This is a genomic window from Streptomyces cylindrosporus (assembly GCF_022698165.1).
GTDB lineage: Bacteria > Actinomycetota > Actinomycetes > Streptomycetales > Streptomycetaceae > Streptomyces > Streptomyces cylindrosporus.
Window position 1 is genome coordinate 65,119 of the sequence record NZ_JALDAY010000022.1, and the last position, 26,921, is coordinate 92,039.

Annotated in this window: 28 protein-coding genes; 17 read left to right on the forward strand and 11 right to left on the reverse strand. The window is 72.2% G+C overall.

All coding sequences use genetic code 11. The features are described 5' to 3' along the window. Positions 1-17: 17 nt before the first annotated feature. Both MQP27_RS48315 and MQP27_RS48320 read left to right on the forward strand, forming a co-directional pair. Positions 18-1,865, forward strand: a complete 1,848-nt coding sequence (locus MQP27_RS48315; protein WP_242778069.1) for a neutral/alkaline non-lysosomal ceramidase N-terminal domain-containing protein — start codon at positions 18-20, stop codon at positions 1,863-1,865. A gap of 5 nt (positions 1,866-1,870) precedes the next feature. After that, positions 1,871-3,148 (forward strand): hypothetical protein, encoded by a 1,278-nt coding sequence (locus tag MQP27_RS48320; RefSeq protein WP_242778072.1) that lies wholly within the window; start codon positions 1,871-1,873, stop codon positions 3,146-3,148. Positions 3,149-3,214: 66 nt separating this feature from the next. On the opposite strand, the gene MQP27_RS48325 is transcribed toward MQP27_RS48320, so the two are convergent. Together MQP27_RS48325 and MQP27_RS48330 are read right to left on the reverse strand one after the other, a co-directional pair. Next, positions 3,215-4,093 carry a PhzF family phenazine biosynthesis protein gene (locus MQP27_RS48325; RefSeq protein ID WP_372511476.1) on the reverse strand — a complete coding sequence of 293 codons (879 nt, stop codon included), beginning with the start codon at positions 4,091-4,093 and terminating at the stop codon, positions 3,215-3,217. A gap of 38 nt (positions 4,094-4,131) precedes the next feature. Continuing rightward, positions 4,132-4,503: a hypothetical protein gene (locus tag MQP27_RS48330; protein ID WP_242778078.1), complete on the reverse strand. Its 372-nt coding sequence runs from the start codon at positions 4,501-4,503 to the stop codon at positions 4,132-4,134. Between the two features lie 46 nt (positions 4,504-4,549). Here MQP27_RS48330 and MQP27_RS48335 point away from each other — a divergent pair, with 46 nt between their 5' ends. From MQP27_RS48335 to MQP27_RS48355, 5 genes are all read left to right on the forward strand, one after another. Then, a complete protein-coding gene (locus MQP27_RS48335; RefSeq protein ID WP_308290098.1) occupies positions 4,550-5,413 on the forward strand; it encodes a PaaX family transcriptional regulator in 864 nt (287 codons plus the stop codon). Between the two features lie 102 nt (positions 5,414-5,515). Next, complete coding sequence (locus MQP27_RS48340) at positions 5,516-8,737, forward strand: AAA family ATPase (protein WP_242778295.1); 3,222 nt, start codon at positions 5,516-5,518, stop codon at positions 8,735-8,737. A gap of 162 nt (positions 8,738-8,899) precedes the next feature. After that, positions 8,900-9,196, forward strand: a complete 297-nt coding sequence (locus tag MQP27_RS48345; protein WP_242778081.1) for a YdhR family protein — start codon at positions 8,900-8,902, stop codon at positions 9,194-9,196. 3 nt (positions 9,197-9,199) lie between these two features. Then, positions 9,200-9,853, forward strand: coding sequence for a hypothetical protein (locus MQP27_RS48350; protein WP_242778086.1), 654 nt, complete (start codon positions 9,200-9,202; stop codon positions 9,851-9,853). Between the two features lie 16 nt (positions 9,854-9,869). Then, the gene (locus MQP27_RS48355; RefSeq protein WP_242778089.1) at positions 9,870-10,301 is read left to right on the forward strand and encodes a hypothetical protein; all 432 of its coding nucleotides are present in this window, start codon (positions 9,870-9,872) and stop codon (positions 10,299-10,301) included. A gap of 292 nt (positions 10,302-10,593) precedes the next feature. Here the strand turns inward: MQP27_RS48355 and MQP27_RS48360 are convergent, their stop codons facing one another. The 5 genes from MQP27_RS48360 to MQP27_RS48380 all read right to left on the reverse strand — a co-directional run bounded on the left by MQP27_RS48360 (position 10,594) and on the right by MQP27_RS48380 (position 15,526). Further along, a complete protein-coding gene (locus tag MQP27_RS48360; protein WP_242778092.1) occupies positions 10,594-11,307 on the reverse strand; it encodes a GNAT family N-acetyltransferase in 714 nt (237 codons plus the stop codon). A gap of 140 nt (positions 11,308-11,447) precedes the next feature. Next, a complete protein-coding gene (locus tag MQP27_RS48365; protein WP_242778095.1) occupies positions 11,448-12,887 on the reverse strand; it encodes a HAMP domain-containing sensor histidine kinase in 1,440 nt (479 codons plus the stop codon). Next, positions 12,888-13,595 (reverse strand): response regulator transcription factor, encoded by a 708-nt coding sequence (locus MQP27_RS48370; RefSeq protein WP_308290099.1) that lies wholly within the window; start codon positions 13,593-13,595, stop codon positions 12,888-12,890. Positions 13,596-13,823: 228 nt separating this feature from the next. Then, positions 13,824-14,441, reverse strand: a complete 618-nt coding sequence (locus MQP27_RS48375; protein WP_242778100.1) for an FMN reductase — start codon at positions 14,439-14,441, stop codon at positions 13,824-13,826. Continuing rightward, positions 14,438-15,526 carry an LLM class flavin-dependent oxidoreductase gene (locus MQP27_RS48380; RefSeq protein ID WP_242778103.1) on the reverse strand — a complete coding sequence of 363 codons (1,089 nt, stop codon included), beginning with the start codon at positions 15,524-15,526 and terminating at the stop codon, positions 14,438-14,440. Before MQP27_RS48380 ends, MQP27_RS48375 begins: the two co-directional genes overlap by 4 nt. Positions 15,527-15,641: 115 nt before the next feature. On the opposite strand from MQP27_RS48380, the gene MQP27_RS48385 reads away from it, so the two are divergent. Continuing rightward, the gene (locus MQP27_RS48385; RefSeq protein ID WP_242778106.1) at positions 15,642-16,457 is read left to right on the forward strand and encodes a helix-turn-helix domain-containing protein; all 816 of its coding nucleotides are present in this window, start codon (positions 15,642-15,644) and stop codon (positions 16,455-16,457) included. A 156-nt stretch (positions 16,458-16,613) separates the two neighbouring features. Here the strand turns inward: MQP27_RS48385 and MQP27_RS48390 are convergent, their stop codons facing one another. Then, positions 16,614-17,504 (reverse strand): NADP-dependent oxidoreductase, encoded by an 891-nt coding sequence (locus MQP27_RS48390; protein WP_242778109.1) that lies wholly within the window; start codon positions 17,502-17,504, stop codon positions 16,614-16,616. 124 nt (positions 17,505-17,628) lie between these two features. Between MQP27_RS48390 and MQP27_RS48395 the strand changes: the two genes are divergently transcribed. After that, positions 17,629-18,036, forward strand: a complete 408-nt coding sequence (locus MQP27_RS48395; RefSeq protein WP_242778111.1) for a winged helix-turn-helix transcriptional regulator — start codon at positions 17,629-17,631, stop codon at positions 18,034-18,036. On the opposite strand, the gene MQP27_RS48400 is transcribed toward MQP27_RS48395, so the two are convergent. Continuing rightward, entirely contained in the window at positions 18,033-18,446 is a 414-nt protein-coding gene (locus MQP27_RS48400) for a MarR family winged helix-turn-helix transcriptional regulator (protein WP_278197406.1), read from the reverse strand. The genes MQP27_RS48395 and MQP27_RS48400 overlap by 4 nt on opposite strands. Positions 18,447-18,601: 155 nt before the next feature. Further along, the gene (locus MQP27_RS48405) at positions 18,602-19,066 is read right to left on the reverse strand and encodes a hypothetical protein (RefSeq protein WP_242778117.1); all 465 of its coding nucleotides are present in this window, start codon (positions 19,064-19,066) and stop codon (positions 18,602-18,604) included. Between the two features lie 129 nt (positions 19,067-19,195). Between MQP27_RS48405 and MQP27_RS48410 the strand changes: the two genes are divergently transcribed. The 5 genes from MQP27_RS48410 (at position 19,196) to MQP27_RS48430 (ending at position 22,180) form a co-directional block, all read left to right on the forward strand. Further along, on the forward strand, positions 19,196-19,531 hold the full coding sequence (locus MQP27_RS48410; protein ID WP_242778120.1) for a YnfA family protein: 336 nt from the start codon (positions 19,196-19,198) through the stop codon (positions 19,529-19,531). Positions 19,532-19,659: 128 nt separating this feature from the next. Further along, on the forward strand, positions 19,660-20,418 hold the full coding sequence (locus tag MQP27_RS48415; RefSeq protein WP_242778123.1) for an SDR family NAD(P)-dependent oxidoreductase: 759 nt from the start codon (positions 19,660-19,662) through the stop codon (positions 20,416-20,418). Further along, positions 20,418-20,558 carry a hypothetical protein gene (locus MQP27_RS48420; protein WP_242778126.1) on the forward strand — a complete coding sequence of 47 codons (141 nt, stop codon included), beginning with the start codon at positions 20,418-20,420 and terminating at the stop codon, positions 20,556-20,558. The genes MQP27_RS48415 and MQP27_RS48420 overlap by 1 nt, the downstream gene beginning before the upstream one ends. Positions 20,559-20,586: 28 nt before the next feature. Beyond that, entirely contained in the window at positions 20,587-21,852 is a 1,266-nt protein-coding gene (locus tag MQP27_RS48425; protein WP_242778129.1) for a GNAT family N-acetyltransferase, read from the forward strand. 148 nt (positions 21,853-22,000) lie between these two features. Further along, positions 22,001-22,180 (forward strand): hypothetical protein, encoded by a 180-nt coding sequence (locus MQP27_RS48430; RefSeq protein ID WP_242778132.1) that lies wholly within the window; start codon positions 22,001-22,003, stop codon positions 22,178-22,180. A gap of 14 nt (positions 22,181-22,194) precedes the next feature. On the opposite strand, the gene MQP27_RS48435 is transcribed toward MQP27_RS48430, so the two are convergent. Beyond that, positions 22,195-23,388 carry an RtcB family protein gene (locus MQP27_RS48435; RefSeq protein WP_242778135.1) on the reverse strand — a complete coding sequence of 398 codons (1,194 nt, stop codon included), beginning with the start codon at positions 23,386-23,388 and terminating at the stop codon, positions 22,195-22,197. A 206-nt stretch (positions 23,389-23,594) separates the two neighbouring features. Here MQP27_RS48435 and MQP27_RS48440 point away from each other — a divergent pair, with 206 nt between their 5' ends. From MQP27_RS48440 to MQP27_RS48450, 3 genes are all read left to right on the forward strand, one after another. Beyond that, the gene (locus MQP27_RS48440) at positions 23,595-24,422 is read left to right on the forward strand and encodes a DUF3558 domain-containing protein (RefSeq protein ID WP_242778298.1); all 828 of its coding nucleotides are present in this window, start codon (positions 23,595-23,597) and stop codon (positions 24,420-24,422) included. A gap of 132 nt (positions 24,423-24,554) precedes the next feature. Continuing rightward, positions 24,555-25,424, forward strand: a complete 870-nt coding sequence (locus tag MQP27_RS48445) for a DUF3558 family protein (protein WP_242778138.1) — start codon at positions 24,555-24,557, stop codon at positions 25,422-25,424. Between the two features lie 156 nt (positions 25,425-25,580). Next, positions 25,581-26,834, forward strand: coding sequence for a DUF2637 domain-containing protein (locus tag MQP27_RS48450; RefSeq protein WP_242778141.1), 1,254 nt, complete (start codon positions 25,581-25,583; stop codon positions 26,832-26,834). Positions 26,835-26,921 lie beyond the last annotated feature (87 nt).

Genomic DNA, 26,921 nt, shown 5'->3' on the forward strand with positions numbered 1-26,921 from the left:
TGAGTCCGCTGGACAGCATGACCGCCGAGCAGGCCCGGCTGCGGGCGGCGATCACGGACCGCCGAGGCGCGGTGCGCGGCCCGTTCGAGGCGCTGCTGCGCAGCCCCGTGCCAGGCGGCCTGCTGGAGGAGCTGAGCACGTACTGCGCCCGGGAGTCCGCCCTCCCGGAGCGGCTGCGCGAGCTGGCCCTCCTGGTCGTCGCGCGCCGCTTCGACGCCCAGCACTCCTGGCTGGCCCACGTCGGCAAGGCGGTCGCGGCGGGTGTCGATCCCGCGGCGCTGGAACGGCTGGCCCGTGACGAGCCCCCGGGGTTCGGCCGCGCCGACGAGGCGGTCCTGCACCGGTTCGCCGTCCAGGCCCTGACGGACCACTTCGTCGACGACGACACCTATGCCGCCGCGCTGGCGGAGTTCGGCGAACAGGGCCTGGTCGACCTGGTGATCGCACTCGGCACCTTCACGACCCTGGCCCTGGTCCTCAACACCTTCCAGGTGGACCTGCCGCCCGACCGCGAACCCCCCTTCCCCGATGTACGCGGCTTCCGTCGCGAGGACCAACCGCTCCCTGCTCCAGGAGAACCCTTGACCGCCCCCACCCGCCAAGTGCCCCTGCCGTCCCGCCGGTTGCGGGCCGGCGTCACCCGGACCGACATCACGCCCGCGGACCTGACCGGCCTGCATCCCATGCCCGGCTCCTTCTCCGCGGTGCACGACCCCCTGTTCCTGCGCGCCCTCTACCTGGACGACGGCGAGACCGAGGTCGCCCTGGTCTCGCTCGACCTGATCGAGGCGGGTGACATCACCCCGCTCCGCGAGCGGATCGAGCGGGAACTCGGCATCCCGGCCGACCATGTGGTGATCACGGCGACGCACACCCACAACGCGCCCCGGATCGCGGACGTCTCACCGGGCGCGCTGGCGCACGCGGGCGGCCCGGAGTCGTTCGCGTACACCGAGATCGTCTACGACCGTGTCGTCGCCGCGCTCCGCGAGGCCAGGTCCGGCGCCCGCCCGGCCCGCTTCGGTGTGGGCAGCGGAACCGCGGACGTCAACGTCAACCGCGAGGAGTACGCCGACGGCCGCTGGATCCTGGGGCACAACCCTGACGGGCCCTCCGACAAGACGGTGTGGGTGCTGAAGTTCGAGTCGGAGGACGGCGAGCCGATCGCCGTACTGATCAACTACGCGGTGCACTCCACGGTGGTGTTCGGCACCGGGGAGATCAGCGGGGACCTGGCCGGAGCTGCCTGCCGCCATGTCGAGCGCGCGCTGCGGGAGGAGCACGGCACCGACACGGTGGCCCTGTGGATGCCGGGCGCGCTCGGCGACCAGGCTCCCCGCATCGATCTCGGACTGCCGTTCGGGGTCGCCCCGACCGAGCGCCAACGGGCCCGCGCGTACGCGGCGATGGACGCCCAGGGGCTGATCGTCGGCACCGAGGTGCTGCGGGTGGCGGACCGGATCGGCGAGACGTCCTCAGGCGTCCGGATCCGAGCCGGGCAGCGCACCATCCCCTGCCCGGTGAAGGCCGGACACGGCGTCATGGAAACCATGCGACAGGAGACCGTCGACACCGTGCCGCTGCGCCTGGCCCTGGTCGCGCTCGGCGACGTAGCGCTGACCGGGGTGTCCGGCGAGGTCATCACGGAGGTCCACCGCCGGCTCCGGGCCGAGTCGCCGCTGGCCCGCACCCTGCTGGTCTCCCTCGCCAACGACCGCATCGGCTACCTCCCCGACGACGCCCACTTCGACCGCCCCGTGCACTCCGTCAACGGCTGCCCGATCGCCCGCGGCCACGCCGAGAACGCCATCGTGGACGGGCTCGTCGGCCTGATCACGGACCTGGTCTCCGGCGGACGAGGATGACCGCCATGTCCCCGGCCGAGTCCTCCTTCACCGCGGGCGCCGGAAAGGCCGAGGTCCGGCTGCCGGACTCCCTGTTCCCGCTGGACGGGTTCACCTCGGTCCACGATCCGCTGTACGTCCGGGTCCTCGTCCTGGACGACGGGCGGACGCGGCTCGCGCTGACCGTGCTCGACCAGACCTCGGTCTCCGACGAGCAGCTCGCCCGGACCAGGGAGACCGTCCACCGGGTCGGCGCGGTGGACCCGCCCGACTGCCTGGTGGTGGCGAGCCACACCTTCTCGGCGCCGCACGTGCTGCCGCCCGAGCGCGCCCCGGCGGCCGAGCGGGAGCGCCAGGTCCGGCTGGCCGACGCCGTGGACGACGCGGTGGCGCGGGCCACCGCCGAGGCCCGGCGGACCCTGCGCCCGGCACGCACCGGCTTCGGCCGCGGCTCCTGCCGTATCGCGGTCCAGCGCGATGTGGCCACCCCGCACGGCTGGTGGCTCGGCGCCGACGACGCCGGACCGACCGACGACGGCGTGGGGGTCGTACGGATCGACGGCGCCGACGGCCACCCGGTCGCCGTACTCGTCAACTACGCGGTGCAGCCGTCCGTGATGAACGGCTCGACGACCCGCGAGGGCGGCCGGCAGGTCACCGCCGACCTGGCGGGCGCGGCCACCGGCCGGATCGAGGAGCGGTACGGGGACGGCACGGTGGCGCTGTTCCTGGTCGGCGCGGCGGGCGACCAGGCGCCGTACCTGACCGCCGTACGCACCACGGTCGACGACGGCGGGACGCCACGGCGGACCGACGCCCACGAGGGCGGCCATCTGCTCGCGGAGCTGCTCGGCGAGCGGCTCGCGGAGGAGGCCGTCCGGGTCGCCGACCGCATCCGCACCACGCTCCCGACGACCCCCCTGCGCGTCGTCCACGACCGGGTGACGGTCCCCGCGCAGGTACCGCCCGCCGGCCTGCACGCCCTGCGCCCGAGCAGGCGGTACGCCTTCACCCCGGACGGCACGACGGAGGCGCCGTTCGTGGTGGCCCGGATCGGTGAGACCGTCCTCGCGGGCGTCCAGGCCGAGCTCAACGCCCGTACGGGCAGGGCTCTGAGGGAAGCCTCCCCCTTCCCCGCCACCTGCGTCGTCACCATGGTCAACGGCGCCGCGAAGTACATGGCGGACGCCGACGCCTACGACCGGATCACCTACGGCGCGATGAACTCCCGCTACGGCAAAGGGGCCGCGGAGGCCGTCGTCGCGCGGATCGTGGAGGTGCTGCGCACGCCGGGAGCGGTCTGAGCCCCGTGGGGAGCGGTCCCGGACGGGGTCACCCGCGTCGAGCGGACCCCGCGACCGGCGACTGGATCACCGGGCCGGGCGCCGGGTGTCGGTGACGTGGGCGTTGCCGCCGACCTGGACCAGGGGGCCCGTCGGGCCGGGGCGGGCCGTTGCGGTGATCGTGGCCGGGCTGCCGAGTGTGTCGCCCATGTCGACGGCGATCCCGGTGAAGCCCCGTGGCGCCAGGTGTGCGGCGAGGCAGGCGGTGCTGTTCGCGTTGGCGATGTCCTCCGGGACCCCGATGGACGGCGCGAACATGCGGGCCGCCAGCCGTCCTTCGGGAGAGGGCGCGCAGTAGACGTACGCGCCGAGCAGGCCGAAGCGGTCGCAGGCCGCGCGGAGGCGGTCGGGGTCCGGGGCGAGGGCGGCGAGGCGTTCACGCGTGGGGACGCCGACCAGGAGCCGTTCCCGGCCGACCCCGGCCACCCGTGTCCGCGACGGGTCCGTCTCCTCCGGCGTCAGGCCCAGCGCGGGCAGCACGAGTGCGCGTTCGGCTCCGGTGGGCGCGCGCAGGGCCACGGGGCCGGGGTCGAAGGCCGCGGTGAGGTGGTCGCCGTCCCGTTCCGCCCAGCCGTCGAAGACGCGGCCCGCCGCGCGGAGGGTGGCTCGGTATCCCTCCCCGGCGCCCGGCCCGGACTCGGCCATGCCCTCGGACCGGGAGGCGAGCAGGGCCAGCGCGGCCACCGTGCCGTGTCCGCAGGCCGGCAGTTCGCCCTCCGCGGTGAAGAAGCGGAGGTCCACCGTGGGCCCGGGGCGCACCTGGACGTAGACAGCATGCGACGTGCCCCACTCCAGCGGCACGCGCCGCCGCTCCTCGTCGCTCAGGGCCGGTTCGTCCAGCACCACCACGGTCGGGCTGCCGCCCGCTCCGTCGCGCAGACAGGCGTGTACGAGCGTCCGGCTCACGAGCATCCCTCCGCCACCGCTCCCCCTCCCACTCCGTCTCAGGCCACCGGATCCTCGGCCGTGATCGCGTCACGGACCGCCGCGAAGTCGGCCTCCGCCTCCGGGTCGCGCTCCATCATGCGCTCCCAGAAGTCCCCCGCGATCCACTCCTTCGGCCCCATGCTCAGCCCGCCACGGGCGTAGATCTCCACGCTCCACTGGGACGGAATGACATCGGAGACCTGCTCGAAGTACTTCCCGCCGTACAGACCGGCGAGGTCGCGCGGCGAGTGCTCGATGCGCAGGGAGGAGGACCCGTCGCTGCGGACATGGAGTTCGAGTACGACGTACTCCTGCCCGGGGGTGAAGTGGTACCTGCCGTCGAGCGGGTCGGGCGGCGTGCCTGGGGCGCCCAGGTAGCGAACCCTCATTTCCTCGCACCTCCGGGAGTCGGTGAGCACACGTACGCTAGCCATCGTGGCGGACGACGGCATCCTGGAGACCTCGGGCGGCGACGACGCGGCGGACGGCGGTTCGCAGCCGCGGCCGCAGTCGCTCATGCTCGCCTTCTTCGGCAACCACGTGCTGGAGCAGGGCGACCTGTGCGTGTACTCGGGCAGCATCATCGAGGTGCTCGGGCGGGTCGGGGTAGGTGAGCAGGCCGTGCGCTCCACGCTGACCCGGATGGTCAACCGGGGTCTGCTGCAACGCAAACGCGAGGGGCGCCGGATGTACTTCGGCCTCACCCCGCAGGCCACGGCCGTACTGCACGACGGCCGCAACCGGGTCTGGCGGCAGGGCGCGGTCAACGACGACTGGGACGGCTCCTGGACCCTCCTCGGCTTCTCCCTCCCCGACTCCTGGAAACGCCAACGCCACGACCTGCGCTCCCAGTTGACCTGGTCCGGGTTCGGCGCGCTGTACAGCGGCCTGTGGATCGCCCCCGGCCACGTCGACGTCTCTTCGATCGTCGCGGAACTGGGCCTCGCCGCCCACGTGAAGATCTTCCACGCGCAGGCCGACCAGGCCACGGACATCGAGCTGATGATCAGAGACACGTGGGACCTGGAGAGCATCGCCGCGCGTTACGTCACCTTCGACAAGCGCTGGACGGCCCACCTCGGCGCGGACACCGGCGACGATCCCATCGGCACCCGGCTGCTCCTGGTCAGCGAATGGCTCGGCACGATCCGCACCGACCCCCGCCTCCCGGCCCGCCACCTCCCCCCGGCCTGGCCGGCCCGAGCGGCCCAGGAAACCTTCCGCAAGGTGGCCGACCAGACGGAGGAACCGGCGGCACGGATGGCCAGGGAACTGCTGGACACGGCGCGCCTGGCCTGACGCCGGTCTTCTCGGGACGCGTCGTCGTCGTGTCCCCGTGCGCCCCCTGCACTCCGCAGAAAACCCGCTGCTCACCGCGGTCGCCCCTACGCTGGAAAGGTGATGGACGACATCCTCGGCGGCGAGTTCGTCGGGCGTGGGCGGGAGCTTGCCGTGCTGGAGCGGCGGCTGGCGGCGGCGCGGGCCGGTGGGGGCGGGCTGGTGCTCGTCGAGGGGGAGGCCGGGGCCGGGAAGACCGCGCTGGCGCACGCCCTGGGGCGGCGCGCCCGAACGGCCGGGATGCGGGTGGCCTGGGGCGCGTGTCTGGAGGGCGGCGGTACGGCGCCGTACTGGCCCTGGGTCCAGATCCTGCGCGGCGTCGGCCGCCCGGCGGGCACGCTCGCGGATCCCGCCGCCGCCCCCGAGAACCGCTTCCAGGTCTTCGACCATGCCGTCGAGGAACTCCGCGCCGCGGCCGCGGAACAGGGTCTGCTCGTCGTGGTGGACGACCTGCACTGGGCCGACGAGGCATCCCTGCGGCTGCTGCAGTGGACCGCGTCGGCCGTGGCCGACGACCCGGTGCTGCTGGCCGGGCTCTACCGCGGTCAGGAGGCCTTCGCGTACGGCGAGGCCGGCACCGTCCTGCGCGCCGCCGCCCGCGAACGCACGGCGAGCTCCCTCACCCTCGGCGCCCTCACCCCGCCCGAGGTCACCGAACTCGCCGAACACACCCTGGGCCACACCCCCGACCCCCGCCTCCTGAAGGTCGTCCAGGAACGCTGCGAAGGAAACCCCTTGTTCGTCAAGGAAATGGTCCGCCTACTGGATTCCGACACCCACGAACACGATCACGATCACGGTCACGAACACGACCAAGACCACGACCGCGCCCCCGCCTCCCAGGACGGCCGCCTCCTCCCCCTCCCCCGCACGGTGAGAGAAGCAGTGGGCAGCCGCCTGAACCGCCTGACCCCCGCCTGCAGACAGACCCTGCGCCAGGCCTCGGTACTGGGCCGCGAGTTCACGATCCAACTCCTGACAGCGACGGTCCAGAACGGCCCTACGGCGGCACGGGCGGACGGCCCCACGGCGGCGCGGGCGGACGCATCCGCGGCAGCACGGGCGCACGCACCCACGGCGGCGCAGGCAGACCCACCCGGGGCGGCGCAGGCGCACGTACCCACGACGGCACAGGCAGACCCACCCGCAGCGACGCAGGCGCACGCACCCGGAGCGACGCAGGCGGACCCACCCTCAGCGGCGCGGGCGGGCGCACTCGCAGCGGCGCAAGCGCACGCACCCGCAGCAGCGAATGAACACGAACCCGCAGTCGCCGACGGCGAGTCCGCCCCGCAGGGGCCACCCGCACCCGACCACGAGACTGTCACGGGTGGTGCGGGTGGGAAGGCATACGGCGATGGCGAAGCCGAGGTGTTGCGGCACATCGACGAGGCCCGCTCCGCAGGGCTCGTCAGCACCCCCACCCCCCACACCCTCCGCTTCTCCCACGCCCTCACCCAAGAGGCCCTCTACGCCGAACTCCCCACCACCGAACGCCAACAGCTCCATGCCGCCGCGGCAAGGGCCCTCACCAACACCGCCGGCCCCATCGACGCCCTCGCCCACCACCTCCGCCAGGCAGCCCCCCGTACCGCCGCCACCGAGGCCCTCACCACCACCCGCGCGGCAGCCCGCCGCGCCCACGACCAACTCGCCTACGAACACGCCGCCTTCCAGTACAGAGAGGCCCTGAAACTCCTCCCCCTCGTACCGGACGGAGACCGCCACCGCCCCCGCCTGCTCCTCGACCTCGCCGGCTCCGCCTTCCGTTCCGGCGCCGTGGAAGAGGCCTGGCGCGCCTGCCGCGAGGCCGCCGCACTCGGCACCGCGGCCGGCGACGCCGAGACCGTCGCCGACGCCGTAACCGTCGTACGCGGCATCACCAACTCCCCCCTCACCACCGAACTCCACGCCCTCAGCGAGACGGCCCTGGAGCTGCTCCACAACGCCCCCGCCGAAGACCCCGTACGGGAGGCCCGCGTCCTCGCCCAACTCGCCGTCACCACCGACCCGTTCGCCGGCGGCGAGGAGACCCAGGAGGCCGGCCGCCGCGCCCTCGCCGCCGCCGAGGCCTGCGGTGACGCGGACGCCCTGTTCCTCGCCCTGCAGGCCCGCACCACGACACTGGTGGACGGCCGCCACGTACTGCAACGCCTCTCCCTCGGCGAACGCGCCCTGCGCCTGGCCCGCGAGACCGGCCGCCCGGAACCCGCCGCCTGGGGCCACGCCTGGCGCCTGGACGCCTTCTGGGAACTGGGCCGCCGCCTCCAACTCGACGCCGAGCTCGCCCAGTTCACCGACCTCGTGACCCGCATGAAGGAACCCCTGTGGCAGTGGCGCCTGCTGCGGATCAGGGCCTGCCTCGCGCTGTACGAGGGCCGCCACGAGGCCGCCCGCGAACTCGCCGACCGCGCACTGGAGATCGGCCGGCGCGGCGGGCACGAGGGCGCGGAGTTCCTGGACCTCGTACTCCGGTCCCGTCTGGCCCTGCAGACCGGGGAGGGTTTCGAGGAAGTCGAGGCGGGGGTGCGGGAGTTCATCGCCGGAGGGCCGTTCATCGCGATGGGCTGGCTCGCCGAAATGCTCGTCGGCGCCGGGCGGACCGACGAGGCCGCCGAGGTGTGGGGCGCGATCACCCCGTATCTGCGGGACGTGCCCAGCGGCCTCCCGGAGTGGATCGTCGTCGGCACCACCAACGCCCACCTGGCCTCCGTGTTCGGGGACCGCGAGTCCGCCGTACTCCTCTACGACGACCTCCTGCCGTACGCCGACCGGCATGTCACCGCCGGCGCGCACAACCCGTCCAGCGGTCCGGTCGCCCTCTACCTGGGCATGCTCGCGACCCTCCTGGAGGACTGGGCGGCCGCCGAACGGCATCTGCACGCCGCGCTCGCGTCCTGCCGGGCGACGGGCTCACCGCCGTACGAGACATACGTCCGGCTGGAGACGGCCCGTATGCTGCTCGCCCGCCGCGGCCCGGCCGACGCAAAGGCCGCGGCCGAGCACCTCACCGCCGCCTCGGCCGTCGCGCGCCGCCTGGGGCTCGGCCCGCTGGAGCGGTGGATCACCGAGCTCCGGGGCAGCACCGCGCGCCCGCAGGGCGTGCTGACAGCGCGCGAGGAGGAGGTCGCCGCGCTGGTCTCGGAAGGGCTCAGCAACCGGCAGATCGCCGGCCGGCTCCGGCTGTCCGAGCGCACCGCCGAGAACCACGTCACCCACATCCTCACCAAGCTCGGCTTCGACTCCCGGGCCCAGATCGCCGCCTGGTACGCACGCCGGACCTGAGTGACGGCGTGAGTGGTGCCGTGAGTGGTGCCGTGAGTGGTGCCGTGAGTGGTTTCCCGGATGGCGGGCCGCCTGTCGCCTCCTAGCGTCGTGGTCGGGGACACGAGACCGACCCGACCCCGGCACCCCGGCACCCCGGCACCCCGGCAGGAGGCGAGCGTCATGTACGCGGTCGTTGGCGTCTGGAGCATGGACGAGAGCCGGCACGAGGAGCAGCAGCGCACCCTGCACGAGCAGATCGTGCCGCTGACCCGGAAGCAGCCCGGTTTCGTGACCGGGTACTGGATGCGGGACGCGGAGACGGGCAAGTCGCACACCGCGATGGTGTTCGACGACGAAGAGTCCGCCGGGGCGTTCAAGAGGTTCGTCGAGAGCCGGTCGCGGGAGGCCGCGATGGCCGGCGTCACGGCGGACTTCTTCGCCCTGGTCGAGGTCGTCGCGGACGCGCGGGGGGTGTGAGCGATGCGCACGGTACGCGGCACCGGCGCCCTCCTGCTCCTCGCCGGCCTCCTCCCGATCGCAGGTGTCGTCAACCCCCGCCTGTGGGACCTCTTCACCGCCTCTCCGCGGCACGCGCTCGCGCTGCTGCCCGACCGGCTCGGCGCCTGGCAGACCGGCATGTGGCTGCTCATGGCCGGCACGGCGGTGAGCATCGCCGCGACGGCCGCGCTGGCCCGCCTCATCGACACGACCCCGGCCCGCTGCGCCCTCGCCCTCTTCACCACGGGCTCGGCCCTGCTCCTGGTCAGCTACTCTTTCGACCTGTCGGTCTCCACCTGGGCGGCGCGCGACGCCGGAGCGCACGTGCCCGGCTGGTACTGGCCGCTGAACAGCTGGAGCGCGAGCCTGTTCGCCGGTTCGTACGGCCTGCTCACCTCGACCGCGCTTCTCGTCTACGGCGGTGAGGTCGTCCGTACCCGGGTGCTGCGCCGCTGGACCGGCTGGGTGCTGGTCGGGGGCGGGGCGGGCCTGCTCGTCCAGTTCGCGGCGTTCGGCTCGGAGGCGCCGGCCCCGCAGTTCGTGGCGCTGGCGGTGGTGGGCGCCGTAGCCCTCGTACGGCGGCATGAGCCCACCGCCCCACGTCCGCCCCGCACCCACATCACCACACACGTCTGATCACCAGGAGGCCCCCATGTCCACGACTACAACCACGACTCCCACGTCCACCACGACCCCCACCCTGGCCGACGCCCTCACCAGCGGCCCGCTCGCCCGGACCGTCGCGCTCGGGATCTGCGCCCTGCTCGGCCTGGCCGACATCGCGGGTACGGCGGGGATCGGTGCGGACGACGCGCCGCCGGCCTTCGTGGTCCTCGTCGGCACGGCGCTGGGGATCATCACGCTCGCCGCGGCCCTGCCGGCCGTGCGCGGCCGCACCCCGGGGCTGCTGACCGTGCTGGGCTCCCGCTTCGTGTCGGCGGCCCTCGGCTTCGGCGTCTACTTCGACGACGGCGCCCCACGCTGGGCCGAGATCGCCGTGGCGGTCTTCGTCTGCCTCACGCTGGCGGCCTTCGGGCTGCTGGCCACCGCCGCTCAGGCCCCGGCCCGGGGGACCCGGCCCTGACGGCACCCGGCCGGCCCCACCCCGGAAACCCGCTCCCGGGGTGGGGCCGCCGACACACTTCCCGCCCCGCAGCACGCCTCCCGTCCCACGGCACCCCGACAGCAGTCCGACCGACGGCACTCGCAGCCGACCGCGTAGCCGCACCGGACCGACGGCTGACGGCTGACGGCTGACGGCTGACGGCTGACGGCTGACGAACACCGGCGCCCCGCCGTATCACCGCAAGGGACCGCGGACCGACACGCGACCACCACCACACCACCCCACCAACACCTCGCGGCCGCCCGCCCCTTCACCGCCGCACAACCCCCGCCGCCCCGAACCGTCTCCCCCACATCCCGGCCCGCTCATACGCGGCGATCGCGGGCGCATTGTCCGCGTCCACCATGAGCGCGGCCCGGCCGTGTTCCCGTACGAGTGCCTCGACCACGAACCGTGAGACGGCCGCGCCCAGTCCCCGCCCCCGGGCCCGCGGATGCGCGACCACCCCCGCCATGAAGCCGCATCCGGCCCCGGACCAGGCGTCCGCCGCCACGGCGAGCAGCGTGTCCTCCCCGTACACCCCGGCCCAGCGGCGCACCCCGGGCCGTCCCGGCTGGGCGTAGGAGTCGGCGAAATGGCCGTGGAACAGCCCGGCCGCGGCCCGCTCACCCCGAACGTCCAGCCAGCGCACGCCGGCCGCGTCCGTCGCCGGTACCTCTGCCGTCTCCATCCACAGGAACGGCCCGCCGCCCGCCTCCAGCCCGGGAACCCCCCGTACCAGCGCGCCGATCAACTCCGCGTCCCCGAAGGGCCGGTACTCGGGCCCGACCTCCCGCAGCACATCCGGTACGAGTTCCAGGGCGTCCCCCGGCTCCCCCGCGACCGCGATCCGGTCCCGCCCGGACAGCCCGGGACTGGCCACAGCGACAGCGGACCCGTGCCGGAACACACGCACGCCGGGCCCGACGGAACCGTCCGCCAGCCGCTGCTCAGCCCAGACCAGATGCCCGGACCCGGCGTCCATCACAGTCCAACACCCTCCGCCGCCCCGGCGCCTTCATCACCCTCCGCCACCCAAGCGCCCTTCATCACCCTCGGCCGCCCCCGCCGGGCACCCCCCGCTCAACCCCGGACGCCCCCCTCAACCCCAGACGCGCCCACTGCTCACCCTCCGGCGCGTCCCCCACCATCCACCACCCCGCCCACCGTGAACCCGATGACCGCCCCACCCCCGTCCCGCTGGGTCGCGAAAGGTGCGCCGCCATGTGCCATCGCGACCTCCCGCACGATCGACAGGCCCAGCCCGGACCCGGGCAGGGAGCGGGCGTCGGCGGCGCGGTAGAAGCGGTCGAAGACTCGGATGAGGTCGCAGTCGGCGATGCCCGGCCCGCGGTCGAGGACCTCGACGCGGACCGTGCCGGGGCGGGCGGGGCCCGAGACGGCGATCTCGATCGGGCCCGTGCCGTCGCGGTCGAACTTCGCCGCGTTCTCGACGAGGTTGGAGATCGCGCGCTGGAGCATGCCGGGCCGCCCGTCCGTGGACGTGTCGCCGCTCGCCCGGACCGTGACCTCCCGCCCGGTACGGCGCCGGGCGAGCCCGGCCACGTCCTCGGCGATGTCCGCGAGGTCGACCCGCTGCGGCGGCTCCGTGTCGGACTGCCCGGCCGCGAGGTCCACCAGTTCGTTCACCAGGTCGGTCAGTTCGCGGGCCTCCTGGGAGAGGTCGGCGACCAGGTCGTCCCGGGTGGCGGGCGGGAGTTCGTCGATGCGGCGGAGGAGGGAGATGTTGGTGCGGAGGGAGGTGAGCGGGGTGCGAAGCTCGTGGCCGGCGTCCTGGACCAGACGGCGCTGGTCCTCCTCGGACTGCGCGAGCCGGCCCAGCATCCGGTCGAAGGCACGGCCGAGCCGGCCCACCTCGTCGTATCCGGTGACGGGCACCTCGATGCCGAGCCGACGCGTGCGGGCGACGTCCTCCGCGGCCGAGGTGAGGATGATGAGGCGACGGGTGATACGCCGGGCCAGCCACCAGCCGAACAGACCGGCGGCCGTGACGACCGCGGCCATCAGGATCAGCGTGCGCTGCTGGAGGGCGCGAAGGAGGTCCTCGGTGTCGCTGAACTCCTGCGCAACCTGCACGGCGCCCCTCCCGTCGCCGAGCGAGACGGTGGCGATGCGGTAGACGTCCGCGGCGACGTCGACGTCCTTGTGCTCGACCATCGTCCCGGCGGTCCGGTCGGCGGCCACGCTCCGGTCGGCGGCGGTCACGGGCAGCGCGGGGCTGCCGCTGTCGACGACATTGCCGTCCGGGCCCAGCACCTGCACGTCCGTCCGGGCCGGCCGCACGATGTCGTGGCCCGGCGCGGACGAGTAGAAGTCCTCGGGCGGCATGTCGTGCTGCCGCACCTCGTCCCGCAGATCCTGCACGACCTGGTCGAACACCGACTCCTGGTCCACCCGCACGAGCCGCGCGGCGGCGCTGTACGACAGCACCCCGACCAGCACGGTCACGGCGGCCGTCACCGCCGCGAACGACACGGCGAAGGTGGTACGCAGGGACACCAGCCCGGGCCGCCGTCGCGCCAGCAGCCGCCGGAGCCTGCCCACTCAGTCCTCCCGGAGCACGTAACCCACGCCGCGGACCGTGTGGATCAGGGCGGGGGCGCCGGGCTCCTCCAGCTTGCGGCGGAGGTAGCCGACGTACACCGCGAGGTTCTTGGAGCCGGGGCCGAAGTCGTAGCCCCAGATGCGGTCGTAGATGGTGGAGTGGTCGAGCACGATGCCGGCGTTGCGCACGAGCAGTTCCAGCAGCTCGAACTCGGTGCGGGTCAGCTCCAGCTCCCGCTCGCCGCGCCACGCGCGCCGCGCCTGTACGTCCATGCGCAGGCCGGCCGCCTCGATCTGCCGGTCGGAGGACGGCGGTACTTCCTTCGGTACGTCGACGACGGCGCCGTTGTCCGGGCTGGTGCGGCGCAGCAGCGCACGCAGCCGGGCGAAGACCTCCTCGACGTCGAACGGCTTGACCACGTAGTCGTCGGCGCCGGCGTCCAGGCCCGCGATGCGGTCGGCGGTCTCCACGAGGGCGGTGAGCATGAGGATCGGGGTGCGGTCGCCCTCGGCGCGCAGCACCCGGCAGACCTGGAGGCCGTCGATGCCGGGCATCATCACGTCGAGGAGGAGCACGTCGGGCGGGGTCTTGTGGGCCTGCGCCAGCGCCTCGACGCCGTCGGCGACCGCGGTGACCTGGTAGCCCTCCAGGGTCAGGGCGCGTTCCAGGGCGTGGCGGATGGCGCGGTCGTCTTCGGCGAGCAGCACGGTTTGGGGCACGGATCCATACTGCCAAGGCCTCCGGCGGTTCAGCGGCGGTGAGCGAACCGACGATCACCCTTTTTACCGGCCTCTCACCGTCACATGGGCAACCGACGGCCGACGCCTACCGTCTTCTCACCGTCGGTGCCCCGCACCTGGGGGCTGCGCCCCCAGACCCCCCTTCGGCCTGAACGGCCTCGTCCTCAAACGCCGGACGGGCTGGAAACCCCGTCCTCAGACGCCCGCCCGCTCCGCAGGTGACAGCGCCGCCAGCTGCTGGGCGAACGGCACCACCTCGAACTCGTCCCTCACCTGCCGCTTCGTCGCCGACAGGCCCCGCATCAGCGCCGCCAGCTCCCCCGCCGCCCGCTCGATCCGGCCGTCCAGACCCTCCGCGCCCCAGTCCTCCGACGCCGCGTAGACGCCCGTCGGCACGACCACCGCCCGCAGATACGCGAACAGCGGACGCAGCGCGTGCTCCAGGACCAGCGAGTGCCTGGCCGTGCCGCCAGTCGCCGCGATCAGCACCGGCTTGCCGGCCAGCGCGTCCTTGTCCAGTACGTCGAAGAAGGACTTGAACAGGCCGCTGTACGACGCCGAGAACACCGGCGTGACCACGATCAGCCCGTCGGCCGCGGTCACCGCTTCCTGCGCGGCGGACAGGGCCTTGCCCGCGAACCCGTTCGTGAAGTTGTGGGCGATCTCCACCGCGAGGTCCCGCAGCTCGACCACCTCCACCTCCACGTCCGTCTCCCCGGGCGTGGCCCGTCCCACCGCCGCCGCCAGCCGGTCGCCCAGCAGCCGTGTCGACGACGGGACGCTCAGCCCGGCCGAGACCACGACGAGCCTCATGCCACGACCTCCTTCCGCGCGGCGGCCAGCAGGGACGCGTGGGTCGGCGCCTCCGGCACGTCCGCCGGGCGGCCCGCCGCGAACTCCTTGCGCAGCACCGGCACGACCTCCTCGCCCAGCATGTCGATCTGCTCCAGGACCGTCTTCAGCGGCAGCCCGGCGTGGTCCACCAGGAACAGCTGGCGCTGGTAGTCACCGGCGTAGTCGCGGAAGGCGAGGGTCTTCTCGATGACCTCCTGCGGGGAGCCGACGGTCAGCGGGGTCTGCTCGGTGAACTCCTCCAGCGAGGGCCCGTGGCCGTACACCGGCGCCACGTCGAAGTACGGGCGGAACTCACGCACCGCGTCCTGCGAGTTCTTCCGCATGAAGACCTGGCCGCCGAGGCCCACGATCGCCTGCTCCGGCGTCCCGTGCCCGTAGTACGCGTACCGCGTCCGGTACAGCTCGACCATCCGCTTGGTGTGGTCGGCCGGCCAGAAGATGTTGTTGTGGAAGAAGCCGTCGCCGTAGTACGCCGCCTGCTCGGCGATCTCGGGCGAGCGGATCGAGCCGTGCCAGACGAACGGCGGTACGCCGTCCAGCGGGCGCGGCGTGGAGGTGAAGCCCTGCAGCGGGGTGCGGAACTTGCCCTCCCAGTCGACCACGTCCTCGCGCCACAGGCGGCGCAGCAGGGCGTAGTTCTCGATGGCGAGGTTGATGCCCTGGCGGATGTCCTGGCCGAACCAGGGGTAGACCGGGCCGGTGTTGCCGCGGCCCATCATCAGGTCCACCCGGCCGTCGGCCAGGTGCTGGAGCATCGCGAAGTCCTCGGCGATCTTCACCGGGTCGTTGGTGGTGATCAGCGTCGTGGAGGTGGAGAGGATCAGCTTCTCCGTCTGCGCGGCGACGTAACCGAGCATGGTGGTCGGCGACGACGGCACGAACGGCGGGTTGTGGTGCTCGCCGGTCGCGAAGACGTCCAGGCCGACCTCCTCGGCCTTCAGCGCGATCGCGACCATGGCCTTGATGCGCTCGCGCTCGGTCGGCGTACGCCCGGTCGTCGGGTCCGGCGTGACATCGCCGACGCTGAAGATCCCGAACTGCATGGTCGCTCATCCTCCAGGTTGTTGACTGTTCAACTATACCCGGAAACGACCCCCACGCCCCCCGTATTCCGCCCCGACCCCGGCGACTGTCAGTGCCCCGTCCTACCATCCCGACATGGCCGCCCCACGCCGTGACCACCGAGGCATCGTCGGCGCCGCGGACTTCCTCGCCCACGTGGACTTCCGCCGCCCCGAGCCCGCCGAGCCGCTGCGCCGGTACGTCGAGCACTACTGGCTGATCGACTGGGACCTGCCCGAGCCGTACGTCTCGCACGTGGTCCCGCACCCCGCGGTCCACCTCGTCTTCCAGCGGCTCGCGGGCCAGGAGCCCTTCGTGGAGCTCGCGGGCATCCCGTCCGGCCTCTTCGCCCAGAAACTGGAGGGGCGGGGGCGGGTCTGCGGTGTCAAGTTCCGCCCCGGCGCCTTCCGCCCCTTCGCGCCGGACCACCCGGTGAGCGAGTGGACGGGCCGGCGCGTCGACTTCCCCGCCGCCTTCCCGACGGCCACCCCGGCCACCGTCCGCGCCGTCCTCGCCCCGGACGACGAGCCGGCCCGCGTCGCCGCCCTCGACGCCTACCTCCTCTCCCTCACCCCCCGCCCCGACCCCCAGGCCGACCTCGCCGCCACGCTCGTCGAACACATCCGCACCGACCGCACGATCCGCCGCGTCGCCGACTTCGCCCACGCCGAGGGGATGTCCGTACGACTGCTCCAGCGGCTGTTCGCCGGGTACGTCGGGGTCGGCCCGAAGTGGGTCATCCTGCGCTACCGCATCCACGAGGCGCTGGAGCACGCGGAGACGGACCGCGAGGTGGACTGGGCGACCCTGGCGGCCGACCTCGGCTACGCCGACCAGGCCCACCTGGTACGGGACTTCACGGCGACGGTCGGAGTGCCACCCACCGCCTACGCGGCCAGGACCTCCGGCTGAACAACGCGGTGCAGCAACTGGCCGACGCGGGTGGCTCCGCCGGTTTGACGGCTGTCTACTTCGGGGCGCTGCCGCGTGGGCCGGCCCCGGCAGGGGCACTTACAGCCCCGCGCCCCTGAGGGCATGTCCCCGCCACCCCTTCAGGCCCCAGCCCCATCAAGGGACGAGGACCAACCGGCCGCGCACCCCGCCCTCCTCCAGGCGGGCGTGGGCCTTCGCGGCGTCCTCCAGGGCGTACGTCTCCGCGACCCGGAGGGTGAGCACACCCTCGTCCACCAGCCCTGCCAGTTCGGCGAGTTGGCGGCCGTCGGCGCCGACGGCCACGTGGGTCGACCGCACCCCCCGCACCGAGGCCGGCTCGGCGCCGGGGCGGACGCCGACGTACGCGCCCCCGTCCCGTACCCACGCCAGGGCCGTCTCGCCGAGGACGGCCGCGTCCAGCACGCCGTCGAAGCTCGCGGCCTCCACACCACCGGAGGTGAAGCGGGCGGCCCCCAGGGACCGTACGAGCTCCTCGTCCGCCTCCCGGGCCAGCGCGGTCACCACCAGGCCCCGCCGCGCGGCGAGTTGGACGGCGAACCCGCCGACCGCGCCCGCCGCACCGGTCACCAGCAGCGACTGCCCCTCCGTCAACTCCAGCAGATCCAGGGCCTGTACGGCGGTCAGGCCGTTCAGCGGCAGGGTCGAGGCGTGCACGGCGTCCACCGTGGCCGGGGCCTTCGCCACCGCGTCCGTCTCCACCACGACGTACTCGGCGTGCGTGCCCAGCGGCCGCACCATGCCGGGGTCGATCGCGACCACCTGGTCGCCGACGCTCCACGCGGTGGCCACGCCGGTCGCGTCCACCGTCCCGGCGACGTCCCAGCCGAGCCCGATCTCCTTGCCCGCGCCGCCGAAGAACCCGCCCCGCACGCCCGCGTCCACCGGGTTGAGCCCGGCCGCCGCGACCTTGATCCGCACCTGCCGCGGGCCGGGCTCGGGCACCGCACGCTCCACTACCTCGACGACCTCGGCCCCACCGAAGGTCCTCACCACTGCTGCACGCATACCAACTTCCCACCAATCAGGGTTATTTGTGCCGCTTTCCTTTCGGCGGTGACAACCCTAGGAAGAGGAACTATCCTCCGGGAAGTAGTTACCTGAGAGTGCGTACATACCCCGAAGGGAAGCCATGGCGACCATGACCGCGGGTCAGCGGCGCGAGAAGGCACGGGTCGAGTACGACGCCTTCATCCGGGCCTGCCCCACCAACCAGCTCCTCGACCGGCTCAGCGACAAGTGGGTCAGCCTGGTCGTCGCCGCCCTCTCCGGCGGCCCCATGCGCTACAGCGACCTCAGCCGCAAGATCGCCGGCGTGAGCCCCAAGATGCTGACGCAGACCCTGCGCGCCCTGGAACGGGACGGCATCCTCAGCCGTACGGTCACCCCGTCGGTCCCGGTCCGCGTCGACTACGAGCTCACGGAGCTGGGCGCCAGCCTGGCCTGCCTGCTCACCGCGGTGAAGACCTGGGCGGAGACCCACATCGAGGAGGTCCACGAGGCGCGGGAGCGGTACGACGCGGAGGCCGACGTCAGCTAGACCTCACCGGCGCGCAACCGGGCCACCTGCGCGCCGCTGAACTCCACCGTCCGCCTCATGTGCCCGACGATCACAGCGAGCTGGCGGTCGTCGAGGCCGTCGAAGAGGGTGGACCAGCCGCCGCCCAGCCGCTCCCACATCCGCCCGAACTCAGCGATCTTCTCGGGCACGGTCGCCACGAGCACCTTGCGCCGGTCGCCCGCGTCCCGCTCCCGGACCACGTACCCGGCCTTCTCCAGCCGGTCCACCAGCCGGGTCGCCGACCCGGTGGTCAGCCCCGTCAGCTCGGCGATCCGGCCGGTCGTGACGGGCGCGCCCTCCAGCGTGAGCAGGTTCAGGCACTGCAGATCGGTGGGGTGCAGCCCGAGGTGGTCGGCGACGGCCTGGTTGAACAGGGCGTACGAGGCCATGTAGCGGCGCGAGACCGAGGACAGCTCGTCCAGCAGCCGCTCACGTGCCGTCGTACCACCCGCCACGGCCCCACTCCTCTCCACCCGCACCGCCCCTCCCCCCGCTTCCCTGCGCCGTGCAGAAATCGTACGACGCAGCGACCCTGCGGGCATTCTCAGAAGTAGTACTCGTCCCCCGTGTCGAGCACGAGCACCCGCTGCCGGTCATTGGCCCGGTTCCGGTCCACCGCACCGCCGTTCCACACGGTGTCCAGCTCCAGCAGCACCTCCGTGGGCGCGTCACGCAGCCGTACCCGCAGACTGATCTGCTCGCCCAGGTCGTCCGCCGCCAGCGCTCCCACCCGGCACAGCACCCCGCTCGGCCCGGACCGCGCGCACCCCGCCGGCAGCTCCTGCCGGTCGGCGAGCGGCTCCGACCAGCGCAGCCGCACCGTGGCATCGGGCACGGCGGACGGCCCGTGGTTGCGCGGGGTGAACCGTACGTACGCCTGACCGGCCGACATCGAGGCGGCCCCGTGATAGGCGAGGTCGGCCTCGGGCCCGCCGCCGACGGCACCGGCGGGCCCGGCCGCCCCGCAGACCGCCACCATCGCCGCGACCCCCGCAAGAACCTTCCGCATACCCACTCCTCACTCGACGTGGACGTACGGATGTATCCCACGCGCGGCACGGGACAGGCGCCGTCCATCAGGTGACAGTGGGCGGGTGGGCAGGTGAGCGGGCGGCGGCGGGCATGCGAGGCTGCTGCCATGCTGATCGCCCGCTCCGCCGCCCTGTTCCTGGTCGCCGCCGTCTTCGAGATCGGCGGCGCCTGGCTGATCTGGCAGGGAGTACGCGAACACCGCGGCTGGCTGTGGATGGCCGGCGGGGTGCTCGCGTTGGGCGCGTACGGCTTCGTCGCCACCTTCCAGCCGGACACCCACTTCGGCCGCATCCTGGCGGCATACGGCGGCATCTTCGTGGCGGGTTCGATCGCGTGGGGCATGGTGGCGGACGGCTACCGCCCGGACCGCTGGGATGTGACGGGCGCGTTGGTCTGCCTGGCGGGAATGGCCGTAATCATGTGGGCGCCGCGAGGACACTGACCTAAGGGGCGCGGGGAACTGCGCGACAAGCCCCCACGAACCCGCAGCCGCCCAAAATGCGCAACCCCCACGGCGCCTAGACTCTCCAAGGCAACCCGCACACGAAACCCCGCCGAGGAGCGAACCCCATGGCCCCGTCCCGCATCGCGATCGTCACCGGCGCAAGCAGCGGAATCGGCGCCGCGACCGCCCGCAAGCTCGCCGAGGCCGGCTACCGAGTGGTCCTCACCGCCCGCCGCGAGGACCGCATCGAGGCCCTCGCCAAGGAGCTCAACGACGCCGGCCACCAGGCCACGGCCTACACCCTGGACGTCACGGACAGGGCGGCCGTCGACGAGTTCGCGACGGCGTTCAAGACCGTCGCCGTACTCGTCAACAACGCCGGCGGAGCCCTCGGCGCCGACCCCGTCGCCACCGGCGATCCCGCCGACTGGCGCACGATGTACGAGACGAACGTCATCGGCACCCTGAACGTCACCCAGGCCCTGCTCCCCAAGCTCGTCGCGAGCGGCGACGGCACGGTCGTCGTCGTGTCCTCCACGGCCGGCCTCGGCACGTACGAGGGCGGCGCGGGTTACGTAGCCGCCAAGCACGGCGAGCACGTCCTCGCCGAGACCCTCCGCCTGGAGATCGTCGGCCAGCCGGTCCGCGTGATCGAGATCGCGCCCGGCATGGTGAAGACGGACGAGTTCGCGCTGACCCGCTTCGGCGGGGACGAGGAGAAGGCCGCGAAGGTGTACCAGGGCGTGGCCGAACCGCTCACCGCGAACGACGTGGCGGACACCATCGCCTGGACGGTCACCCGCCCCCACCACGTCAACGTCGACCTCCTGGTCCTGCGCCCGCGCGCCCAGGCGTCGAACACCAAGGTCCACCGGGAGCTGTGATGCCCGAAGACGCCGACCGGCAGCGCCTCGCCCTGGAGAAGAAGCGCGAGCGGTACGTCTGGTACTACCTCGCGTACTTCCTCTTCGGCATCCACATCGTGGCCTTCGTGATGATCTACGCGGTGCTGCACGCGAAGTAGGCGTGGAGTTGACGTAGGGTCACGGAACGTGGACAGACACATAGCCTTCGACAAGCTGTGCAACTTCCGTGACCTGGGCGGCTACCGGACAGCGGACGGGCGGCGTGTCCGCCCCGGCCGGCTGTACCGCGCGGACTCCCTCGGCAAGCTGCGACCGGGCACCGCGGACTGGTCCCGCTTCCTGTCCCTCGGCATCCGCACGGTGATCGACCTGCGCCACCCCTGGGAGGTGGAGGCGCGGGGCCGTGTCCCGTCCGACCCGTCGTTCACGTACCACAACCTCAGCATCGAGCACCGCCCGTACAACCAGGCGGCGCTGGCCCCGGACATCGACCCGGGCCCGTACCTGGCCGAGCGCTACATGGAGGTGGCGGAGGACGGTACGGAGGAGATCCGCGCGGCCCTGCGACTGATCGTGAAGTCGGCGGAGTCGGCGTCCCCCCTGGCCTTCCACTGCGCCTCGGGCAAGGACCGCACGGGCCAACTGGCGGCACTGGTCCTGCACTTGCTCGGCGTCCCGGCCTCGACGATCACCGAGGACTACAGCCTCACGGAACTGGCCGCCCCCGCCCTGCTCGCCGGCTGGCGGTCCCGCAACAACGGAAGCCTCCCGACGTGGCTGGGCTTCGGCCGCGCCCCCGAGTCGGCGATGCGCCTGTTCCTGACGGCCCTCGAATCCCGCTACGGCTCGACCGAGCAGTACGTCTCCGACGCCCTCGGCCTGGACCCGGCCCGCCTCTCCACGACCCTCCGCACCCACCTCCTGGAACCCCTCCCCACCACCTGGCCACCCCTGACCCACCGCAGGGCGATCCCCGCGGACGCCCCGTCCCTGGTCCGCCTGCGCGACACGGCGGCCCTGTGGCAGCTGGCGAGGGGCATCGACCAGTGGAAGCCGGGCGAGAAGGACGAGACCCACTTCCGCACCCGCATGGAACGGGGCGAGGTCTGGCTGACCCACGCCGGTCCCCACCTCACCGGCGCCTGGGAAATCTGGTGGGAGGACCCGGCGGCCTGGGGCCCCCGCCCCGCGGACGCGGGCTACATCCACCGCCTGATGACAACCCCCCACACGTCCCCGCCGGGAACGGGCCGCGAGATGCTCGCCAAAGCAGAGTCCCGAATCAGCGCAACGGGCCGCCCGTACGCCCGCCTGGACTGCCTCGCCTCCAACCCCCGCCTACGCGCGTACTACGAGTCGGCGGGCTACAAGGTGGTCGGCGAACAGCGCGCAAAGAACGGCGGGCCGGGCAGCCCGTACGCGGTGACGCTACTGGAGAAACGGCTCGCATAACCCACAGGGGTCAACTCGACGGCCCTCGGCAGGGCGGCATCCCTGACCGAGGGCCTGACCAACATGGAAGGGACTACTTCCTGATGGCTGACTGCGCCAACAGTCACGGCAGCGAGGATCTGCGAGGCCTGATCGACGCGGCAGAAATGTGACCGGAGCCGAGCGCACGCTCAAGCGCAACGCCCGCGACGACATGTACAACGTCCTCTACATGATGGAGGCGGCCCAGCACCTGGCAGGAATGCGTGCCGCTCACACACAGCGACGCTGGAGCGCAGACGAAGACCGGATCCTGCTGAAGCTCAACAGCCCCGCGGCCCCGCAGTAGCACTCGTCTCGCCCTCAGCCCTTCACACAGATGACCTGCTTCAGCTTCGCCACGACTTCGACGAGGTCCCGCTGCTGATCCATCACCTGCTCGATCGGCTTGTACGCACCCGGAATCTCGTCCACGACACCGGAGTCCTTACGGCACTCCACGCCCCGCGTCTGCTCCTCCAGGTCCTTCGTCGAGAAGCGCCGCTTCGCCGCGTTGCGGCTCATGCGCCGACCCGCTCCGTGAGACGCCGAGTTGAAGGCCTTCTCGTTGCCGAGGCCCTTCACGATGTACGAACCCGTGCCCATCGAACCCGGGATGATCCCGTACTCGCCGGAACCGGCCCGGATCGCGCCCTTGCGGGTCACGAGCAGGTCCATGCCGTCGTAGCGCTCCTCGGCCACGTAGTTGTGGTGTGCGCTGATCTCGGGCTCGAAGGTCGGCTTGGCCTTCTTGAACTCCTTGCGGATCACGTCCTTCAGGAGCGCCATCATGATCGTGCGGTTGTACTTCGCGTACTCCTGCGCCCAGAACAGGTCGTTGCGGTACGCCGCCATCTGCGGGGTGTCCGCCACGAACACGGCGAGGTCACGGTCGACCAGGCCCTGGTTGTGCGGGAGCTTCTGGGCCACGCCGATGTGGTGCTCGGCGAGCTCCTTGCCGATGTTCCGGGAACCGGAGTGCAGCATGAGCCACACCGAACCGGATGTATCTACGCAAACTTCACAGAAGTGGTTGCCGGAGCCGAGCGTCCCCATCTGCTTCGCGGCCCGCTCCTCCCGGAACTTCACCGCCTCCGCAACCCCGTCGAACCGCCCCCAGAAGTCGTCCCACCCAGCCGTGGCCAGCCCATGGAACCGCCCCGGCTCCACCGGATCGTCATGCATCCCCCGCCCCACCGGAATCGCCTGCTCGATCTTCGAGCGCAGCCGCGAAAGATCCCCCGGCAGATCATTCGCCGTGAGCGACGTCTTCACCGCCGACATCCCGCAGCCGATGTCCACCCCGACCGCCGCCGGGCACACCGCACCCTGCATCGCGATGACCGACCCGACGGTCGCCCCCTTCCCGTAGTGGACGTCCGGCATGACCGCCAGGCCCTTGATCCACGGCAGGGTCGCGACATTGCGGAGCTGCTGGAGTGCCACGTCCTCGACCGACGCCGGGTCGGTCCACATGCGGATCGGGACCTTCGCGCCCGGCATCTCCACGTACGACATATCGTCCTCTTTCCCCCGGAATCACAACAGAAGTCTCAGACAACAAAAACCGCGCCAGGGTCAACGAAAGGGACAACGGACCGGCGTTCGCGGTGTTGCGTGCGATACACATTGTCTGCAGGGGGCGCCCCTGTGCGGCAAGCGAATAACCAGCGGGGACACTGGTGGAACGATCACCGGACCCCATCGTCGAGAGGAGCCTGACCGTGCAGCGGAAGGCGTACGTATCCGGCGTCGCCGCACTCCTCGCGGCGCTGCTGGCCGGCTGCACCGGCGGCTCCGGCGACGGCGGCACGACCGACGACTCCAACCCGGGGGACGCCGGCACCGCGACCGCCGCCGCCCAGCCCGGCAAGTACGACTCGCTCCCGGAACCCTGCGGCGCGATCAGCCAGGCCACCCTCGACTCGCTGCTCCCCGGCATCAAGCAGATGACCGACCAGGACCAGCGCGAGAAGGCCTACGCCGGCGAGGCCACGCTCACCTACGACACGGACCGCAAGGTCGGCTGCCGCTGGAAGGTCGACTCGACGGACGCCACCGATCACCTCCTCGTCGACCTGGAGCGTGTCGTGTCGTACGACAACGCCGTCAGCGACGAGACCCAGGCCAAGGAGCTCTTCGCCGCCAAGCAGGAGGCCGCGGACCTGCCCGAGCCGGAGACGAGTTCGAGTTCCGGTGATGAGGGTGGCGGGGCGAGTGCCGACCCCTCGGCTTCCGCGTCGGCCTCTGCCTCGGCCTCCGGCTCCCCCTCCTCCTCCACCTCCCCCTCCTCCCTCACCACCCCGTCCGACCTCCAGCCCCGCGTCCTGACCGGTCTCGGCGACGAGGCCTTCCTCGACGACTCGCTGAGCGGCTCCGGTTCGACCACCGAGCAGCGCACGGTGACTGTGGCGTTCCGCACGTCGAACGTCATCGTGACCATCCAGTACGAGGAGCAGCCGGCCACCGTCGGCACCGTGCCGGACAGCAAGGAAATGCAGGACAAGGCCCGGAAACTGGCCGCGCAGCTGGCCGACACGCTGGCGGGTTAGGGGCTGTTCGCCACTCCCTCACATCCCTCCGCAAAGCTTTCAAAGCAAAACCGCACAGCCATCTCACCGCGTACCGTGGCCCCTCGGACCCGATCCGACCGCAGGAACCCCAGCGTGATGAGTGAAGGAACCATGCAGCGAGCAGCAGAGCGAGACCAGCAGGGCCGGCGTGAGCGGCGAGCCAAGGGGCGTGGCCGCGTCCTTGTCTGCGCGGCCGCCGTACCGGTGGTGCTCCTCGTGGCCGGCTGCTCCTCCGGCTCCGATTCCGGCTCCGGCGACAGCGGGAGCAAGGGCTCGGACAGCGGTGGTACGTCGTCCTCGACGGGCGCCGGCGCGACTCCGACCGTCCAGGCGGCGGCGTACAAGAAGCTGCCGGACTCGTGTGCGGTGCTGTCGAAGAAGACGCTGACCTCGCTGGTGCCGGAGGCCAAGTCCGGCAAGGAGGGCACATCCAGCGACACCGCCACCCGGGCCAGCTGCTCCTGGAGCAGCCTCGACAACAACGGCGTCAAGGGCTCGCAGTTCCGCTGGCTGAACGTGTCGCTGCTGCGCTTCGAGTCGGACGCGACGCGCGGCGAGGGCGACCAGCTGGCGCACGCGTACTTCGCGAAGCAGGTCAAGGACGCCCAGGCGGTGGAGGGCGCGAAGAACGCGAAGACGACGTCCGTGGCCGGGACGGGCGACGAGGCGACGCTGGTGCGCTACGACCTGAAGAAGAAGGAAGGCGCCTTCAAGCAGCAGACGGTCGTGACGCGCGTCGAGAACGTCGTCGTCACCGTCGACTACAACGGCGCGGGCCTGGCCGGCGAGAAGACGCCGAACGCGGACACCCTCGTCAAGCTCGCCGAGCAGGCGGCGAAGGAGGTCGTGGCCACGGTGTCGGCGGCGAACGGCGACGGTACGGCCCCGTCCACGTCGCCCTCGCCCTCGAAGTCCGCCTCGCCATCCCCCTCAAAGTCCTCCTCCGCCTCTCCTTCCTCCTCAGCGTCGAAGAAGAGCTGACCGTCACATCTGGACGCCAACTCGCAGCTCAACCCCGCTGTTTGACGGAGCCCGGCCCCCTCAGGGGACCGGGCTCCACCCGTACCGTTACCTCGTTCGGCGCACACATGTGCCACTCTGTTGCGCGCAACAGCACGCAATGGGAGGGGAGTACGGGTGGCCGCGCCACTGCAGCTGACTCGGATGCACCGCGTTCTCATCGGCGTAGTCGTGACCGGAGCGGTGATCATCGCCGGCATCGGTTTCGCCGGTTCGTACGCGGCGGTCCGCGAGTTGGCCATCAAGAAGGGCTTCGGGAACTTCGCCTACGTCTTCCCGATCGGCATCGACGCAGGCATCTGTGTGCTGCTGGCCCTGGACCTCCTGCTGACCTGGATCCGGATCCCCTTCCCGCTGCTGCGCCAGACGGCCTGGCTGCTGACGGCGGCCACGATCGCCTTCAACGGCGCGGCCGCCTGGCCGGACCCGCTGGGCGTGGGCATGCACGGCGTCATCCCGGTGCTGTTCATCGTCGCCGTGGAGGCCGCCCGGCACGCGATCGGCCGGATCGCGGACATCACGGCCGACAAGCACATGGAGGGCGTGCGGCTGACGCGCTGGCTGCTCTCGCCGGTGCCGACGTTCCTCCTCTGGCGCCGGATGAAGCTGTGGGAGCTGCGCTCCTACGAGCAGGTCATCAAGCTGGAGCAGGAACGACTCGTCTACCGGGCCCGGCTGCACTCGCGGTTCGGCCGGGCGTGGCGCCGCAAGGCCCCGGTGGAGTCCCTGATGCCGCTGCGGCTGGCCCGCTACGGCGTGCCGCTCGCGGAGACGGCCCCGGCGGGCCTGGCGGCGGCGGGCATCGAGCCGGTGCTGCTGCCTCCGGCACCGGAGCCGGTGGCGCAGCCGGTTCAGCCTCAGCAGGTCGCGCCGCCGGTAGCCAACCGTGCCGTCGAGGCGGCGCCGGTCGAGGAACCCGTACAGCCGGAGCTCGACCAGAGCCCGTGGTTCAACGTCCCGCAGCAGGTGGAGTACCAGGGCGGTTACGACCCGAGCTTCGAGTACGACCCCGAGCAGTACGCCCAGTGGTTCGCCGAGCAGCAGCAGGCCGAGCAGTACGGCTACCAGGAGGAGCCGCCGGTCCAGGAGCCCTCGCCCGAGGAGACCGGCAGCTTCCCGATACCGGTGAGCCCCGGCCGCACCCGTGAGCTCGGTGAGGGCGGCGGCCCGCCGGAGCCGACCGAGGAGGACTACTACCTGGTCTTCCGTGAGTCGATAAAGGGCGGGAACGGGGCGCCCACGCCCAAGGGCTTCATCGCCGACGTGGACGCGACGTACGGCGTCCTGCTCGACGATGCCGAGGCCAAGCGGATGGTGACCCGTTTCTCCAACCGCCTCAACGCGGAGCTGGCGGACGAGCACATCGCCTGAACCTGAGCATGAACATGAACCTGAACATGAAGACCTGGAGCTGAACATGAAGAAGGGGCCCTCGATCCGAGGGCCCCTTCCCGTTGC

Excerpts from the sequence above, each read along its gene's own strand:
- MQP27_RS48415 (WP_242778123.1), top strand. The coding sequence starts at position 19,660 with ATGGCCCCGTCCCGCATCGCGATCGTCACCGGCGCAAGCAGCGGAATC.
- MQP27_RS48395 (WP_242778111.1), top strand. The coding sequence starts at position 17,629 with ATGGCGACCATGACCGCGGGTCAGCGGCGCGAGAAGGCACGGGTCGAG.
- MQP27_RS48330 (WP_242778078.1), bottom strand. The coding sequence starts at position 4,503 with ATGAGGGTTCGCTACCTGGGCGCCCCAGGCACGCCGCCCGACCCGCTC.
- MQP27_RS48350 (WP_242778086.1), top strand. The coding sequence starts at position 9,200 with ATGCGCACGGTACGCGGCACCGGCGCCCTCCTGCTCCTCGCCGGCCTC.
- MQP27_RS48385 (WP_242778106.1), top strand. The coding sequence starts at position 15,642 with ATGGCCGCCCCACGCCGTGACCACCGAGGCATCGTCGGCGCCGCGGAC.
- MQP27_RS48320 (WP_242778072.1), top strand. The coding sequence starts at position 1,871 with ATGTCCCCGGCCGAGTCCTCCTTCACCGCGGGCGCCGGAAAGGCCGAG.
- MQP27_RS48360 (WP_242778092.1), bottom strand. The coding sequence starts at position 11,307 with ATGGACGCCGGGTCCGGGCATCTGGTCTGGGCTGAGCAGCGGCTGGCG.
- MQP27_RS48355 (WP_242778089.1), top strand. The coding sequence starts at position 9,870 with ATGTCCACGACTACAACCACGACTCCCACGTCCACCACGACCCCCACC.
- MQP27_RS48445 (WP_242778138.1), top strand. The coding sequence starts at position 24,555 with ATGCAGCGAGCAGCAGAGCGAGACCAGCAGGGCCGGCGTGAGCGGCGA.
- MQP27_RS48420 (WP_242778126.1), top strand. The coding sequence starts at position 20,418 with ATGCCCGAAGACGCCGACCGGCAGCGCCTCGCCCTGGAGAAGAAGCGC.
- MQP27_RS48390 (WP_242778109.1), bottom strand. The coding sequence starts at position 17,504 with ATGCGTGCAGCAGTGGTGAGGACCTTCGGTGGGGCCGAGGTCGTCGAG.
- MQP27_RS48345 (WP_242778081.1), top strand. The coding sequence starts at position 8,900 with ATGTACGCGGTCGTTGGCGTCTGGAGCATGGACGAGAGCCGGCACGAG.
- MQP27_RS48340 (WP_242778295.1), top strand. The coding sequence starts at position 5,516 with ATGGACGACATCCTCGGCGGCGAGTTCGTCGGGCGTGGGCGGGAGCTT.
- MQP27_RS48435 (WP_242778135.1), bottom strand. The coding sequence starts at position 23,388 with ATGTCGTACGTGGAGATGCCGGGCGCGAAGGTCCCGATCCGCATGTGG.
- MQP27_RS48410 (WP_242778120.1), top strand. The coding sequence starts at position 19,196 with ATGCTGATCGCCCGCTCCGCCGCCCTGTTCCTGGTCGCCGCCGTCTTC.
- MQP27_RS48400 (WP_278197406.1), bottom strand. The coding sequence starts at position 18,446 with ATGGCCTCGTACGCCCTGTTCAACCAGGCCGTCGCCGACCACCTCGGG.
- MQP27_RS48315 (WP_242778069.1), top strand. The coding sequence starts at position 18 with ATGACCGCCGAGCAGGCCCGGCTGCGGGCGGCGATCACGGACCGCCGA.
- MQP27_RS48380 (WP_242778103.1), bottom strand. The coding sequence starts at position 15,526 with ATGCAGTTCGGGATCTTCAGCGTCGGCGATGTCACGCCGGACCCGACG.
- MQP27_RS48375 (WP_242778100.1), bottom strand. The coding sequence starts at position 14,441 with ATGAGGCTCGTCGTGGTCTCGGCCGGGCTGAGCGTCCCGTCGTCGACA.
- MQP27_RS48405 (WP_242778117.1), bottom strand. The coding sequence starts at position 19,066 with ATGCGGAAGGTTCTTGCGGGGGTCGCGGCGATGGTGGCGGTCTGCGGG.